Genomic DNA, 13,984 nt, shown 5'->3' with positions numbered 1-13,984 from the left:
GCCCCCAGCATGAGAGACACCCGCGCGGAACTGCTGCTGCAGGCCGAGACCCTGGTCCGGAGCCGGGGCTATTCCGGCTTCAGCTACGGCGACCTCGCCGCCGTGGTGGGCCTCCGCAAGGCCAGCATCCACCACCATTTCCCAACGAAGGCCGACCTCGCCCTCGCGTTGGTCGCCGCCTACGATTCCCGCTACGACGCGGCCCTCGACGCCATCCTGGCGCAGGCGAACGCCGTGGCGCGGATCGAGGCCTATGGCCGGCTCTATCTCGGCGGCGTCGCGGACGATCTCGGCTGCCTCTGCGCCGTGCTGGCGGTGGAGCGCGACACCCTGCCCGAACCGCTCAGGGCCGCCATCGTCCGGTTCTTCGACAAGCACATCGCCTGGCTGGAGCGGGTGCTGGCCGACGGGCTCAGGGACGGCACCGTGCGGGCGGAGGTGATCCCCGCCGCCGCGGCCCGGCTGGTGGTGGCGACCCTGGAGGGCGCGCTTCTCCTGGAACGGGTGCTTGCCGGCACGACGGGATTTCGCGACACCCTCGGCGCCCTGTGCGACGCCCTGCGGCCGGCCCGCGCGGGCTTGGTGGTGAAAACCTGACGGCTGGCACCCACCTGAAGGGTCTGAGATGGGTGGAGGCTGTGTGGAAACGGGAGCGCGTTGCAAAGCCGTAGAACAAACCTCTACGTGGCAGTTAGGGGATGAGCGCGGCGTGCTTGTTTGAGGGATGCTGTGAACCCAATCAATCCCTTTAGTCTGGCGTGTGGGCCAACGGCCACAGTACGCCCCCCCTGAGTCGCGACGGCCCAGGGGGCATATCCATGGCTAGCAACTAAGATAAAATGATGCGAGATGTAGATGTCAGAGTTGCAATTCTTAACTGGCTGGGCTCTCGCCATGCCGGAGAAATCGACACGCGAATTGTAGAAGAAATGGGCATTTGGTCCGGCTCTGTCCGTGTTGATGTTGCCGTCATCAACGGTGAAATGCAAGGTTTCGAGATCAAGAGCGCACGCGATAATTTGAACCGCCTGCCCTTCCAAGCTGAAATTTACAGCCAAGTTTTTGATCGGGTTACGCTAGTAACTGCGCAGAATCACGCTGTTAAAGCAGAAATAATCATTCCGACTTGGTGGGGAATATCTCACGCTGTAGTTACCCGTGAATCTTCGGTAAAAATAGTTCCAAAACGCAAAGCTAAGTTAAACCCTTCTATCCAGCCGATTCAACTTGCGCGCCTATTATGGCGCGACGAAGCTATAATCGTCTTAGATCGGCATGGCCTTGCAAAAGGCTATCGCTCAAAATCATCTGATGTATTAGTTGATCGTCTAGCCACAGAGCTTCCTATTGGCGTCCTCAAGACTGAGGTTCGCTCGGTCTTGAAGACGCGCATTGGCTGGCTACGGAATCATATGCCGGGTGATTGCGATATGCCTATTGACGCCTATTGTGACCCAGTATCCTAGCCCTTGCGGACTTTTCCCAGCTGCGATTTGATCTATCTCATCATCGGCCCAGCAACCATTTAGATAATGCCTGATTGGATAGTTTTTTATATCACTGGCATGCGATCTTAACTGGATTGCTTGTAGCACACTGCCAACACCCTTCGTTCTTACGCCTTTGCAAATGAGAAACGAGTTTATAAGTGTATATCGTACATTGATCGGGAAGCCGTATCGGATACCGGACGGCGGTTCGGCAATCGGCGGCGTCGTATAGTCTCCGTAGTCAAGCCTGTAGGGCAATCCTGCATGGATATGCTGCCATATTATATATTCGCTGCGAGGAATAATGTGCAGGCCCTGACTAAGTGAAGAAAAGTTAGCCGGCATTGATGTTCCGGCAATGGTCACCGTTCTCCAGCTTACCCCCATATGCAAGTTAGCGAAAGCTGCCTGCGTTACCGATCCTCATCCTAATACAGTCGGCGCAGTGTCTTGCAGATCTACGATCAGATCGGTTTGGGCAAGCGATACGGGCCAGCCCTGAACCCAACTTGCTGCAGATGTAGCCTCATGCAGCTCTACGCGAAGCGCGATGCCGGTTGATAGGGTTTGAGTGATCAAATGGACTGCCTGCGCGTATCCAGACGGAACGCCTAGGCTCGTCGCTGGGATCAGCGCCACCCCCCCTGCTATGGGCAACCGACGCTATAGCTGCAATAGGATGAGAGCCATTAGCTGGGGTAGGGATGTCACTAGCATCCAAATAGAATGGCTGCGTTCCCCAGCAAGCTATGATTCTGTCAACAAATGCTACGGCGGCAAGGACCGCCGGTTTCTTTTTAGCAGCTTTTTTGTCTTTGTATTGTCCATTCATTAATATAATTAATGGATAAACATCGGATTTTTGGTTTTGTACAAGATGAGAAAGCGCGCCCTCCTCGCCCTCTTTCCAGCGTAAAATCGGAACGTAACGAAACTGCGGCAAGCGGGCCTCCATGATTCGCTCCGTTATACCTCGCAATTGGACGTTGCATTAGCCCCCTTTGGCGCATTCGCTTCATAAGGCCAAATGGCTGGGTGCCCCACGGTGTCCGCGGAGGGACCGCCCGCGTGAGCCTGTCACTTGCGGAGGCCAGCGGAGCCACCCCCACCCCTGCCCCCTCCCCGCAAGGGGGAGGGAGAAGCCCGTGCCGGATCGCGGCGATCGGCGATCTCGCCGATGGGTGACGCCAGGCGCCCGCAGAGGGGGTGTAACGCGCCAGCCAAGACCGAGCGGCCTTCCATCCCAAGGGGGTGATACAATATAACACCCCGACACCCGGCCGCGTTCGCCCGGAAACTCGAAAAGAGCCGCCATGTCCGACAGCCCGAACCCCGACAGCCCGAACCCCGCCTCCCAAAAAATCCCCGTGACCGTGCTCACGGGCTATCTCGGCGCCGGCAAGACCACGCTGCTCAACCGCATCCTCACGGAGAATCACGGCAAGCGCTACGCGGTGATCGTCAACGAGTTCGGCGAGATCGGCATCGACAACGACCTCGTCATCGGCGCCGACGAGGAAGTGTTCGAGATGAACAACGGCTGCGTCTGCTGCACCGTGCGCGGCGACCTCATCCGCATCATGGACGGGCTGGTGAAGCGGCGCGGCAAGTTCGACGCCATCATCGTCGAGACCACGGGCCTCGCCGACCCCGCCCCCGTGGCCCAGACCTTCTTCATCGACGAGGATGTCGGCGGCGCCGCCCGCCTCGACGCCGTGGTGACGGTGGCCGACGCCAAGTGGCTGACTGAGCGCCTCAAGGACGCCCCCGAGGCCAAGAACCAGATCGCCTTCGCGGACGTGATCCTGCTGAACAAGGCCGATCTGGTGGAGCCCGCCGACCTCGACCGCGTCGAGGGCCTGATCCGGTCGATCAACCCCTACGCCAAGGTCCACCGTACCAGCCGGTGCGACGTGCCCCTCGACCAGGTCCTCGACCGCAACGCCTTCGACCTGTCGCGCATCCTCGACATCGAGCCCGACTTCCTGGAAGAGGGCCACCATCACCACCACGACGACGAGATGCAGTCGGTCTCGGCCCGCATCGACGGCCCCGTCGACCCCGAAAAGTTCATGCCGTGGATCTCGACCCTGACCCAGGTCCAGGGGCCGGACATCCTGCGCTGCAAGGGCATCGTCGCGTTTCCGGACGAGCCCCAGCGCTTCGTGTTCCAGGGCGTCCACCAGATCCTCGACGGCGACCTCCAGGGTCCCTGGAAGGACGGCGAGGCGCGGGTATCGCGGGTGGTGTTCATCGGGCGCAAGCTCGACCCGGAGGCGATCCGCGCCGGCTTCTACGACTGCAAGGCCTGAGACCCGGCCCCGATTTGGTCACGGTGGGGCGCCACACGGCACCCATGAACCCGATGTCCCGCATCGGGACACGTCCGGCGACGCGCCCTCTTCGCGCCGCCTCGGCCCCCCGGGCGGACGTCGGCTGACCCCATCGGAGAGGTCCGAGCGATGAAGAAACGTGTTCTGGTTGCCCTCCTCGGCCTCCTCGCCCTCCCGGCGCCCGTGCAGGCCGCGAGCAACACCGTCATGGGCGTCGGCACGGGGGCGGTGGCCGGCGCCGTGGTCGGCGGTCCCATCGGGGCCGTGGTCGGCGCGGTGGTGGGCGGCGTCGTCGGTTCCAATTCCGAGCGCGCCCGGCCCCGCCGCGCCCGCCGGGCCAAGGTTTTTCGCACACGGCGGCAGGCGGCCCCCGCCCGGGTGCGGCCGGTGACCGTGGCCGAGCGGGGCGCCGAGGCCCGCCGGCCGGTGCCGGCCGCGACGGGGTCGGTGCCGGCGCCGCGGCCGCCCGCCACCACTTGGCAGAACCCGCGCTGAGCGAACCGCCCCGCGCGGGGGTGCCGGACCGGGGGCGGCCCGTGCTATGGGCGGCGCCCGAAGCCAGACGGCCTCCCCCGGACCCGAGTGCGACCCCCATGCGAACCATCGTCTACGCCGACGGCGGCTGCGACCCCAATCCCGGCCCCGGCGGCTGGGGCGTGGTGATCCAGGCCGAGACCGGGACCGTCGAGCTCTGCGGCGGCGACCGCTCCACCACCAACAACCGCATGGAGCTCACGGCGGCGATCAGCGCCCTCGCCCACTTCCCCGAGGGCGCCGCCATCGAGATGCGCTGCGACAGCCAGTACGTCATCAAGTCGGTGACGGAATGGATGAAGGGCTGGAAGGCCAAGGGCTGGCGCACCAGCACCGGCCCGGTCAAGAACGTCGACCTCATGCAGACCCTCGACACCCTGGCGGCCCGGCGCGACGTGCGCTGGACCTGGGTCCGCGGCCATACGGGCGAGGTCGGCAACGAGCGCGCCGACCGCCTCGCCGCCCAGGGGCGCCGGCAGGCCCTGGCGGCCCCCGCCGGTTCGGTCTCCGGGACGACCGCAACCACGATCCCGGCCGCGGCCGCGCCGATCGCGAGTTCGCCCGCCCCCGCCCGCCTCACCGGGACGGCGGCCCTCGCCGCCGCCATGGCGGCGCCCCCCCGCACCACGCCGATTCCCGTCGATCTGGCCCTCGGCCTCGACGTCGCCCGCGCCGCCAAGGCCGCCGGCCTGACGGCGCCGGCCTTCGTCGAGGCGGCGATCCGCGTCGCCCTCCACCTCGGCCCCGACGAATTTCTTCGCGCCCACGAAGCGGCCAAAGGCACGGCGGCCAAAGGTACCAAGTCCCCGTGACCGGACCGGCGCTGCCGGCGCGCTTCTTCGCCCGGCCGGCGGCCCTGGTCGCCCGGGAGCTCGTCGGCTGCGTCCTGACGGTCGACGGGGTCGGCGGTCCCATCGTCGAGACCGAGGCCTACGATCCGACCGACCCGGCCTCGCACACCTTCAACGGGCCGACCCGGCGCAACGCCAGCATGTTCGGCCCGGCCGGACACGCCTACGTCTACCGCTCCTACGGCCTGCACTGGTGCCTCAACCTCGTCTGCGAACCGGGCAGCGCCGTGCTCCTGCGCGCCCTCGAGCCGCGCCACGGGCCGGACCTGATGGCGGCGCGGCGCGGCCTCGACGATCCGTTCCGTCTCTGCGCCGGACCGGGCCGCCTGTGCCGGGCCCTGGCCGTGACGGACGCACAGGACGGCGTTCCACTGGACCGTGCGCCGTTCCGTCTGACCTCCGGCGCGCCGGATGGCGCCGTCGTCGCCGACCGCCGCATCGGCCTCACCCGCGGGGTCGAGACGCCCTGGCGCTTCCTCGTCGCGGGCTCGCCCTACGTCAGCCGGCCGGTCCGGCGCCCGCCCCGGCGGGGGGCCTGACACCGCGGCCCCACCGTCACGCGGGGGCATGCCGCGGCCGATTGAAACCGGTCCCCGACCCTGCGCATCATCCGCCGCACCCGGCCAGGATCGGCCCGGTTCATCGCAGCCCCACGGACGACCGCCTGTCATGCGGGCGTGCGAGGGTGGTTCGGTGCGCGAAAGGATCGAGGATCATGGGCAGCGAAGCAGCCACAGCCCTGGCCAGTGCCCGGGCGCGGTCGATCCGCGACGATCTCCTGGCGGCGGCGGCGGCCATCGTGGACGGGCGCGACGGCCCGGGGGGCTTCGTGCGCGACCTGTTCGGGCGCGCCTCGCCGGAGGATCTCGCGCCCTACACGCCCGAGGCCGTGGCCGACTTGGCGCTCGCCGCCCGCCGGCACCTGGCCGCGCCGCGCGATCCCGGTGCGCCGTGCGACCTGCGCCTCTCCGACCTGACGGTGGACCGCGACGGCCGGCCGCGCGAACTGACCGTGGTCGAGGTGGTCAACGACAACCGGCCGTTCCTCCTCGATTCGGCCCTCGCCGAACTCACCGGGCAGGGACTGACCCCGCTCCTCGTCGCCCACCCGATCCTCGGCGTGGAGCGCGACGGCGACGGCGCCCTCGTCCGCGTGGTCGGCGAGACCACGGCGGACGCCCACGGGGCCTTCGCCCGCGAGAGCTTCATCCACCTCCACCTCGACCGGCTCGATGCCGGCGAGGCCCGCGACCGCGTCGCGGCCGGTCTCGCGGCGGTGTTCCGCGATGTGGCCCGCGCCACCGACGACCACGACGCCATGGCCGAGCGCCTCGCCGCCCTGGCGCGGGACTACGCGACGGGACCGGCCTCCCTGCCCGAGGCCGAAATGCGGGAAGCCCACGCCTTCCTCGAATGGCTGCGCGACGGTCATTTCACCCTGCTGGGACTGCGCGAATACGACCTGACCGGCGGCGGCCACGCGGTGGTGCCCGAGGCCAACCTCGGGGTCCTGCGCGATCCCGCCGTGGAGGTCCTGCGGCGCGGGCGGACGCTCGCGGACGACACGCCCGAGATCCGCGCCTTCCTCGAAGAGCCCCAGGCGCTCCTCGTCACCAAGGCGAGCATCAAGTCGCGGGTCCACCGGGCGGCGCATCTCGACTACGTCGGAATCAAGCTGTTCTCGCGGGACGGCGGCCTTTCGGGGGAGGTCCGCCTCGTCGGCCTGTTCACGGCGGCGGCCTACACTGCCCTGGCCCGTGAAGTCCCCTACCTCCGCCGGAAGGTCGCGGCCGTCGTCGCCCGCGCCGATCTCGACCCGACGAGCCATGCCGGGCGCAGCCTCCTCAACGTGCTCGAAACCTATCCCCGGGACGATCTGTTTCAGATCGACCTCGACCGGCTCTACCGCTTCACCCTGGCCATCGGCAGCCTCGCCGAGGGGCCGCGCATCCGCGTCCTGTCCCGGCCCGACCGCTTCGGCCGCTTCGTCTCGCTCCTCGTCTACGTGCCGAAGGACCGCTACGATTCGCAGGTCCGCGCCCGCATCGGCCTCTACCTCGCCAAGGCGTATGGCGGCCGGTTCTCGGCATCCTATCCCGACTTCCCCGAAGGCCCCCTCGCCCGGACCCACTACATCATCGGCTTGCCCGAGGATGGAGCGGCCGAGCGCGATCCCGCCGCCCTGGAGGCCGGCATCGGCGCCCTGGTGCGGACCTGGGGCGACGATCTGCGCCTCGCGCTCTCCGAGGCGATGCCCGGCCGGCAGGCGCGGGCGCTGGCCGCCCGCTACACCGACGCGTTCTCGGCCGCCTACCGCGAAAACTTCGCGCCCGCCGTCGCCATCGGCGACATCGCCGTCCTCGAGGCCCTGAGCGAGGCGCGTCCCCGCGCCGTGGACATCGGCCGGCGCGACACCGACCCGGCCCACCAGATCCGCCTCAAGGTGTTTTCGCGGGGCGCCTCGCTCTCCCTGTCCGACCGGGTGCCGGCCCTGGAGAACCTCGGCTTCCGGGTCATCAACGAGCGGACCTACCGCATCCGGACCGGAGACGGGCCGGACGCCGCCCAGGTCTGGCTCCACGACATGCTCCTGGAGCGCGCCACGGGGGCCCCCATCGACCGGGACCGGCTGGAGGCGCCCCTGGAAGCCGCGCTCCTCGCCGTCGCGGCGGGCGATGCGGAATCCGACGGCTACAACCGTCTCGTGCTGGAGGCGGAGCTGGGCTGGCGCGACGTCGCTCTGCTGCGCGGCCTCGGGCGCTACCTGCGCCAGCTCCGGGTGCGCTACGGGCAGGACTACCTCGCCGCCACCCTGAGCCAGCATCCGGCCATCGCCACCCGGATCGTCGCCCTGTTCCACGCCCGCTTCGACCCGGCGGGACAGGACCACGCCGCCCGCGAAGCCGCCATCCGCGCCGAGATCGAGACGGCCCTGTCCGACGTCACCAGCCTCGACGAGGACCGCATCCTGCGCCGCTTCGTCAATCTCGTCGAAGCGGCCGTGCGCACCAACTTCTTCCAAACCCGCGACGACGGCGGGATGCGCGAGACCATCGCCTTCAAGTTCGCCTGCGCCAAGGTGAGCGGCATGCCCCTGCCGCGCCCGTTCTTCGAGATCTTCGTCTACGCACCGCGCCTGGAGGGGGTGCACCTGCGCTACGGCTACGTGGCGCGCGGCGGCCTGCGCTGGTCCGACCGGCCGGAGGATTTCCGCACCGAGATCCTGGGGCTGGTGAAGGCCCAGCAGGTCAAGAACGCCGTCATCGTGCCCGTCGGCGCCAAGGGCGGGTTCTTCCCCAAGCGCCTGCCGCCGGCTTCCGACCGCGAGGCCTGGCTGGCGGAGGGGACCGAGAGCTACCGCGTCTTCATCCGCACCCTGCTGGAGCTCACCGACAACATCGTCGACGATGCGATCCGGCCGCCCGCCGACACGGTGCGCCACGATTCCGACGATGCCTACCTCGTGGTGGCCGCCGACAAGGGCACGGCGACCTTCTCGGACATCGCCAACGCCCTCTCCCTGGAGCGCGGGCACTGGCTCGGCGACGCCTTCGCCTCGGGCGGCAGCCAAGGCTACGACCACAAGCGCATGGGCATCACCGCGCGCGGCGCCTGGGAAGCGGTCAAGCGCCATTTCCGCGAGATGGACGTCGACGTCCAGTCCGATCCGGTCACCGTCGTGGGCGTCGGCGACATGTCGGGCGACGTGTTCGGCAACGGCATGCTGCTGTCGCGAAGCCTCAGGCTGGTGGCGGCCTTCGATCACCGCGACATCTTCCTCGATCCCGCCCCCGATCCGGCCGCGAGCTTCGCCGAGCGCCGGCGCCTGTTCGACCTCGGACGCTCGAGCTGGCGCGACTACGACACCGCCCTGGTCTCGCCGGGCGGCGGCGTGTTCTCCCGCAGCCTGAAGACGATTCCCCTCTCGTCCGAGATCCAGGCCGTGCTGGGGTTCGAGCGCGCCGAGGCGACGCCGGCCGAGGTGATGCAGGCGATCCTGAAGGCGCCCGTCGACCTCCTGTGGTTCGGCGGCATCGGCACCTATGTCCGCGCCGGCTCCGAGACCGACGAGGACGCCGGCGACCGGGCCAACGACGCCGTGCGCATCACCGGCTCGATCCTGCGGGCCAAGGTGATCGGCGAAGGCGCCAATCTCGGCCTGACCCAGCGCGGGCGCATCGAGGCGGCACGCGCCGGGGTTCGCCTCAACACCGACGCCATCGACAATTCCGCCGGGGTGAACACCTCCGACGTCGAAGTGAACATCAAGATCGCCCTGATGACGCCCGAGCGCGACGGACGTCTCGATGCGCCCGCCCGCAACGCCCTGCTGGCGGCGATGACTGACGAGGTCGCCGCCCTCGTCCTGCGCAACAACGAGCTCCAGACCCTGGCCCTGTCCCTGGCGCTGCGCCGGGGGGTCGGCGAGACCGGTTTCGCGGTCCGCACCCTCCAGGCCCTGGAAGCGGAAGGCCGCCTCGACCGGACCGTGGAATTCCTGCCCGACGACGCCGCCATCGCCGAGCGCATGCGTCGGGGCGAGGGCCTGACGCGACCCGAATACGCCGTGGTCCTCGCCTACGCCAAGCTGTCGCTCTACGACGCGATCCTGGCCAGTCCCGTGCCCAACGACCCGTATTTCGACCGCGAGTTGCAGCGCTACTTCCCGCAGGCCCTGCGCACGCAGTTCCCCGACGCGGTGAAGGGCCACCGCCTGCGCCGCGAGATCATCGCCACGGCGCTGTCGAACATCATCGTCAACCGCGGCGGGCCCTCCCTCGTCACCCGCCTCGTCGACGAGACCGGAGCGGACGCCGCCACCATCGCCAAGGCCTACGCGGTGACCCGCGACGCCTTCGGCCTGATGGAGCTGAACCTGGCCATCGACAAGCTCGCCGGCGCCGTGCCGGGCCAGGCCCAGCTCGACCTCTACGCCGACGTGCAGGACCTGCTCACCGGCCGCATCGTCTGGTTCATCCGCAACCTCGACCTCTCGGGCAGCGTCGCCCCCCTGGTGGCGCGCTACCGCGAGGGCATCGCCGCCGTGATGGCGGCGCTGCCCGACATCCTGAGTCCCGAGGCGACGGGGGCCCTCGACGCCCGGCAGGCGGAGCTCACCGGACACGGCCTGCCCCCCGATGCCGCCCGGCGCCTCGCCTCCCTGGCGGCCCTGGCCGCCGGCCCCGACATCGTCCGGGTGGCCGAAGATGGCGGCCGTCCCGTGGCCGGCATCGCGGCGACGCATTTCGCCATCGCTCGCCACTTCCACCTCGACGATCTCGTCGCCGCCGCGCGAAAGGTCCCGGTGGACGATACCTTCGACCGCGTCGCCCTGGAGCGGGCGGTCTCGGGCATCTCCACCGCCCACCGCCGGCTCACGGCGGAGGTGGTGGCCGATGTCGGCGATGGCCCGGACGCCGTCGAGGCCTGGATCGCCGCGCGCGGGCCGACCCTCACCCGCATCCGGACGGCCGTCGATGCCATCACGGCCTCGGGCCTGAGCGTGTCCAAGGCCACCGTGGCGGCGAGCCTGCTGGCCGATCTCGCCCGGCCCTGACCGGGCGGTTGGTGCGGCCGCGCGTTTCCCGTATCCAACGCCCTCGCGCAGGATAAGGAACGGCGTTGGAACAGGCCCTGTTGAGATGGATCGGCGATCTGCTGTCGATCCGGTCCGAGGTGTTCGCCGCCCTCGGGCTCGGCCTGTCCCTCGTCGTGACGGTCCACGTGCTCCTGCGCAAGCGCGAGGTCGGGGGCGCCATCGGCTGGATCGGCCTCGCCTGGCTCTCGCCGGTGTTCGGGGCCGGGCTCTACGCCCTGTTCGGGGTCAACCGGGTGACGCGCCGGGCGCACAGGCTGCGCATCCGGCCGACCCAGACCGCCGGCTCCGCCGTCTCGCCCGACGACGACCTCACGCCCCCGCCCCTGCCCGAGGCCTTCCGGCCCCTCGACCACGCCGTGCGGCAGATCACGCGGCTGCCCCTGCGACCGGGCAACGCCGTCACCCTCTTTCGCAACGGCGACGCCGCCTATCCGGTGATGCTGGCCGCCATCGCGGCGGCGCGGACCTCCGTGGCCCTGTCGAGCTACATTTTTCGCGATGACGCGACGGGCCGCGCCTTCTGCGATGCGTTGGCGGCAGCCCAGGCGCGCGGGGTCGCCGTCCGGGTGATCATCGACGGCATCGGCGGCGGCTACTTCCTGCCCGGAATCACCCGGCGCCTGCACCGGGCCGGCGTGCCCGTGGGCCGGTTCATGCACTCGGCCCTGCCCTGGCGCATGCCGTTCCTCAACATGCGCTCCCACAAGAAGCTTCTCATCGTCGATGGCCGGACCGCCTTCACGGGCGGCCTGAACATCGCCGACGGGAACCGGGTGGCCGAGGCGCCGCCCCACCCCATCCGCGACACGCATTTCCGTCTCGATGGGCCGGTGGTCGACCAGCTGACGGCGGCGTTCGCCAGCGACTGGATCTTCGTCACGGGCGAGGATCTGGCCGGCGAGGCCTGGTTCCCGAGCCTCGTGCCGGCCGGCTCCATCCCGGCGCGGGTCGTGACCTCGGGGCCGGACGCGGACCTGCGCAAGATCGAGCTCGTCATCCTCCAGGCCGTGGCCTGCGCCACGCGGAGCATCCGCCTCTCGACGCCCTACTTCCTGCCCAACGAGATCCTGACCAGCGCCCTGTGCCTCGCCGCCAACCGCGGCATCCGCGTCGATGTCATCATCCCGAAAGTCAGCGACCATCGCTTCGTCGACTGGGCGACGCGGGCGCACGTGGACCCGCTCCTGCGCAACGGCGTCCGGATCTGGCTCGACGCACCGCCCTTCGACCATTCGAAGCTCCTCGTCGTCGATGGGACGTGGTGCTTCATCGGCTCGGCGAACTGGGACATGCGCAGCTTCCGCCTGAACTTCGAGGTCAACGTCGAGCTCTACGATCCGCGCCTCGCCGCGGAGCTCGACGCCGTCATGCGCGCGAAGATGGAGGTTCGCCTGACCCGCGAGCATCTGGCGGCCCGCGCCTTGCCCGTCCGGCTGCGCGACGCAGGCGTCCGACTAGCCCTGCCATACCTTTGATGGTGCGCGCCGGGGCCCGCGCCGGCACGGGGCTCGGCGCGAGGTGGACGATGATGGGGCGGTGATCCGAGGGGCCGCGCGGCAGCACAGCGGAGGCGTGGCAGGTCAGTCCGCGCACGAGGCAGCGGTCGAGGCGCAGGGGGACGAGCCGCGCCATCGCATGGGTCGGCAGGCGCGGACCGACATCGCGGAACCCGGCGAGGAGGGGCGGCCCGACGAGGTTGTAGTCGCCGATGACCGCCGCGCAGTCCGGCAGGCTTTCGGCGATCCGGCGCAGCTGGCGCCGGTTGAGCACCTGACCGTGCGAGAGGTGGACGTTGGCGACCCCGAATCCCCCGAGGTCGAGGATCTGGCAGACCCGGTCGAACATGGCGCCCGACGGCAGTTCGATGACCACCGGAGGGGCGATGAACGGCGTCGGGCTCCACAGGGCCGGCCCGTGGATGCGGCCCGGCAGGGGCGCCCAGGCGTAATCCCCGCCGAGCCTGTCCCTCAGACCGGCGATCTCCTTCGTCGCCTCCTGCATCAGCACGAGGTCGGGCTTCTCGCGCTCGATCAAGCTGGCCAGCGCCGCGACGTTGGCGCCCGTACGCCGCAGGAGGTTCCAGCTCAGGATCTTTCGCGATCCGGGCCGATCGACCACCGGATTCGGATGGTCGGGGCGGCGCAGGGCGCGCTGCGCGAGGCGGCGATCGTTGAGCATGGCGCCTTAACTGGACCGCACGTTGGGTTTGGTAAAGATGGGCTTGGAAAGACCGCTGTCCGGGCGCCCGGGGGTTCAGCGCGCCTTGAGCACCGCGCGGCACGCCGCCGGCAGGGCCGCCATGGTCATCGGCGGCCGGGGCTTGGGCGGCTTCGTCGCTTTCGGCGGATTCAGCACCGCGTCGCTGAACCAGTAGGCGAGTTCCTCACCGCAGCCGTCGCCGCCGGGGGGCGGGGCCTGGTCGCCGCACTGGTCCTGCCCCGCCGGGCAGGCGAGGCGGATATGGTAGTGGTAGTTGTGCCCGTACATGGGCCGCACCTTCGAGAGCCAGGCGCGGTCGCCGCCGGCCTCGCGGCACAGGGCCTTCTTGATCGCCGGGTTGACGAACAGCCGCGCCACCTCGGGCTGCTGCGCCGTGAGGCGGATGAGCTTCAGGTGCTCGGGCGCCCACGCCGCGGGGTCGATGTCGAGGCGGTCGGCCCGCACGACGTTGGTGGCCGAGGTCTCCTCGCGCTCGCGCCGGCTCATGCGGTGATCCGGCATCGGGGTCAGCCAGATGTCGGCGTCGAGGCCGAGCTGGTGCGAGGCGTGGCCCGTGAGCATCGGGCCGCCGCGCGGCTGCGACATGTCGCCGACGAGGAGGCCGGGCCAGCCGACGCGCGGCGCCTTGGCGGCCAGCCGTTCCAGAAAGTCCACGAGCGGCGGGGTGCCCCACATGCGGTTGCGCGACAGGCGCATCACTTGCCAGGTCGGCCCGTCGACGGCGAGGGCTTCGCCGCCGGAGAAGCAGCCCTTGGCGTAGGAGCCGTAGGCGTGGGCGGGCCCGGGCGCCGGCGACGTCGCCCGGCCGAACAGGGCCTTGGCGGGGGTGCCGGGCGCGTCCGGGTCGGCCAGCGGCGGCAGGGGCTTGGGGTCGAGGCTGCCGCGATCCTGGGCCTGCACGGCCGTGCCGAGGGCGAGGATCGCGAGGGTGGCGAGGCGGATCGGGCGGAGGGACCG

Annotated in this window: 12 protein-coding genes; 8 read left to right on the top strand and 4 right to left on the bottom strand. The window is 69.5% G+C overall.

Translation table 11 applies throughout. The features are described from left to right. Positions 1-9 precede the first annotated feature (9 nt). Positions 10-597, top strand: a complete 588-nt coding sequence (locus ASF28_RS09590) for a TetR/AcrR family transcriptional regulator (RefSeq protein WP_056090711.1) — start codon at positions 10-12, stop codon at positions 595-597. A gap of 242 nt (positions 598-839) precedes the next feature. After that, positions 840-1,466, top strand: a complete 627-nt coding sequence (locus ASF28_RS22435; RefSeq protein ID WP_157085453.1) for a sce7726 family protein — start codon at positions 840-842, stop codon at positions 1,464-1,466. Here ASF28_RS22435 and ASF28_RS23705 read toward each other — a convergent pair. After that, positions 1,401-1,835: a beta family protein gene (locus ASF28_RS23705; protein WP_443189728.1), complete on the bottom strand. Its 435-nt coding sequence runs from the start codon at positions 1,833-1,835 to the stop codon at positions 1,401-1,403. The genes ASF28_RS22435 and ASF28_RS23705 overlap by 66 nt on opposite strands. Positions 1,836-2,016: 181 nt before the next feature. Continuing rightward, positions 2,017-2,445, bottom strand: coding sequence for a beta family protein (locus tag ASF28_RS21655; protein WP_082476083.1), 429 nt, complete (start codon positions 2,443-2,445; stop codon positions 2,017-2,019). Positions 2,446-2,803: 358 nt separating this feature from the next. On the opposite strand from ASF28_RS21655, the gene ASF28_RS09585 reads away from it, so the two are divergent. From ASF28_RS09585 to ASF28_RS09560, 6 genes are all read left to right on the top strand, one after another. Continuing rightward, the gene (locus ASF28_RS09585; RefSeq protein WP_056090709.1) at positions 2,804-3,802 is read left to right on the top strand and encodes a CobW family GTP-binding protein; all 999 of its coding nucleotides are present in this window, start codon (positions 2,804-2,806) and stop codon (positions 3,800-3,802) included. A 150-nt stretch (positions 3,803-3,952) separates the two neighbouring features. After that, complete coding sequence (locus ASF28_RS09580) at positions 3,953-4,318, top strand: hypothetical protein (RefSeq protein WP_056090706.1); 366 nt, start codon at positions 3,953-3,955, stop codon at positions 4,316-4,318. 98 nt (positions 4,319-4,416) lie between these two features. Then, positions 4,417-5,169, top strand: coding sequence for a ribonuclease HI (rnhA, locus tag ASF28_RS22430; RefSeq protein WP_056090702.1), 753 nt, complete (start codon positions 4,417-4,419; stop codon positions 5,167-5,169). Further along, entirely contained in the window at positions 5,166-5,747 is a 582-nt protein-coding gene (locus ASF28_RS22425; protein WP_056090699.1) for a DNA-3-methyladenine glycosylase, read from the top strand. The genes rnhA and ASF28_RS22425 overlap by 4 nt, the downstream gene beginning before the upstream one ends. Before the next feature lie 176 nt (positions 5,748-5,923). After that, a complete protein-coding gene (locus ASF28_RS09565) occupies positions 5,924-10,765 on the top strand; it encodes an NAD-glutamate dehydrogenase (RefSeq protein ID WP_056090696.1) in 4,842 nt (1,613 codons plus the stop codon). 65 nt (positions 10,766-10,830) lie between these two features. Further along, positions 10,831-12,282 (top strand): phospholipase D-like domain-containing protein, encoded by a 1,452-nt coding sequence (locus ASF28_RS09560; RefSeq protein ID WP_056090693.1) that lies wholly within the window; start codon positions 10,831-10,833, stop codon positions 12,280-12,282. Here the strand turns inward: ASF28_RS09560 and ASF28_RS09555 are convergent. Both ASF28_RS09555 and mepA read right to left on the bottom strand, forming a co-directional pair. Then, positions 12,173-12,985 (bottom strand): endonuclease/exonuclease/phosphatase family protein, encoded by an 813-nt coding sequence (locus tag ASF28_RS09555; protein WP_056090689.1) that lies wholly within the window; start codon positions 12,983-12,985, stop codon positions 12,173-12,175. The genes ASF28_RS09560 and ASF28_RS09555 overlap by 110 nt on opposite strands. Before the next feature lie 75 nt (positions 12,986-13,060). Continuing rightward, a complete protein-coding gene (gene mepA / locus ASF28_RS09550) occupies positions 13,061-13,927 on the bottom strand; it encodes a penicillin-insensitive murein endopeptidase (protein ID WP_443189720.1) in 867 nt (288 codons plus the stop codon). Between the last annotated feature and the right edge of the window lie 57 nt (positions 13,928-13,984).

It is taken from the genome of Methylobacterium sp. Leaf99, from assembly GCF_001422375.1.
Taxonomy (GTDB): domain Bacteria; phylum Pseudomonadota; class Alphaproteobacteria; order Rhizobiales; family Beijerinckiaceae; genus Methylobacterium.
The sequence above is the reverse complement of the archived record's forward strand: the minus strand, read 5'-3'. Positions and strand labels throughout refer to the sequence as shown.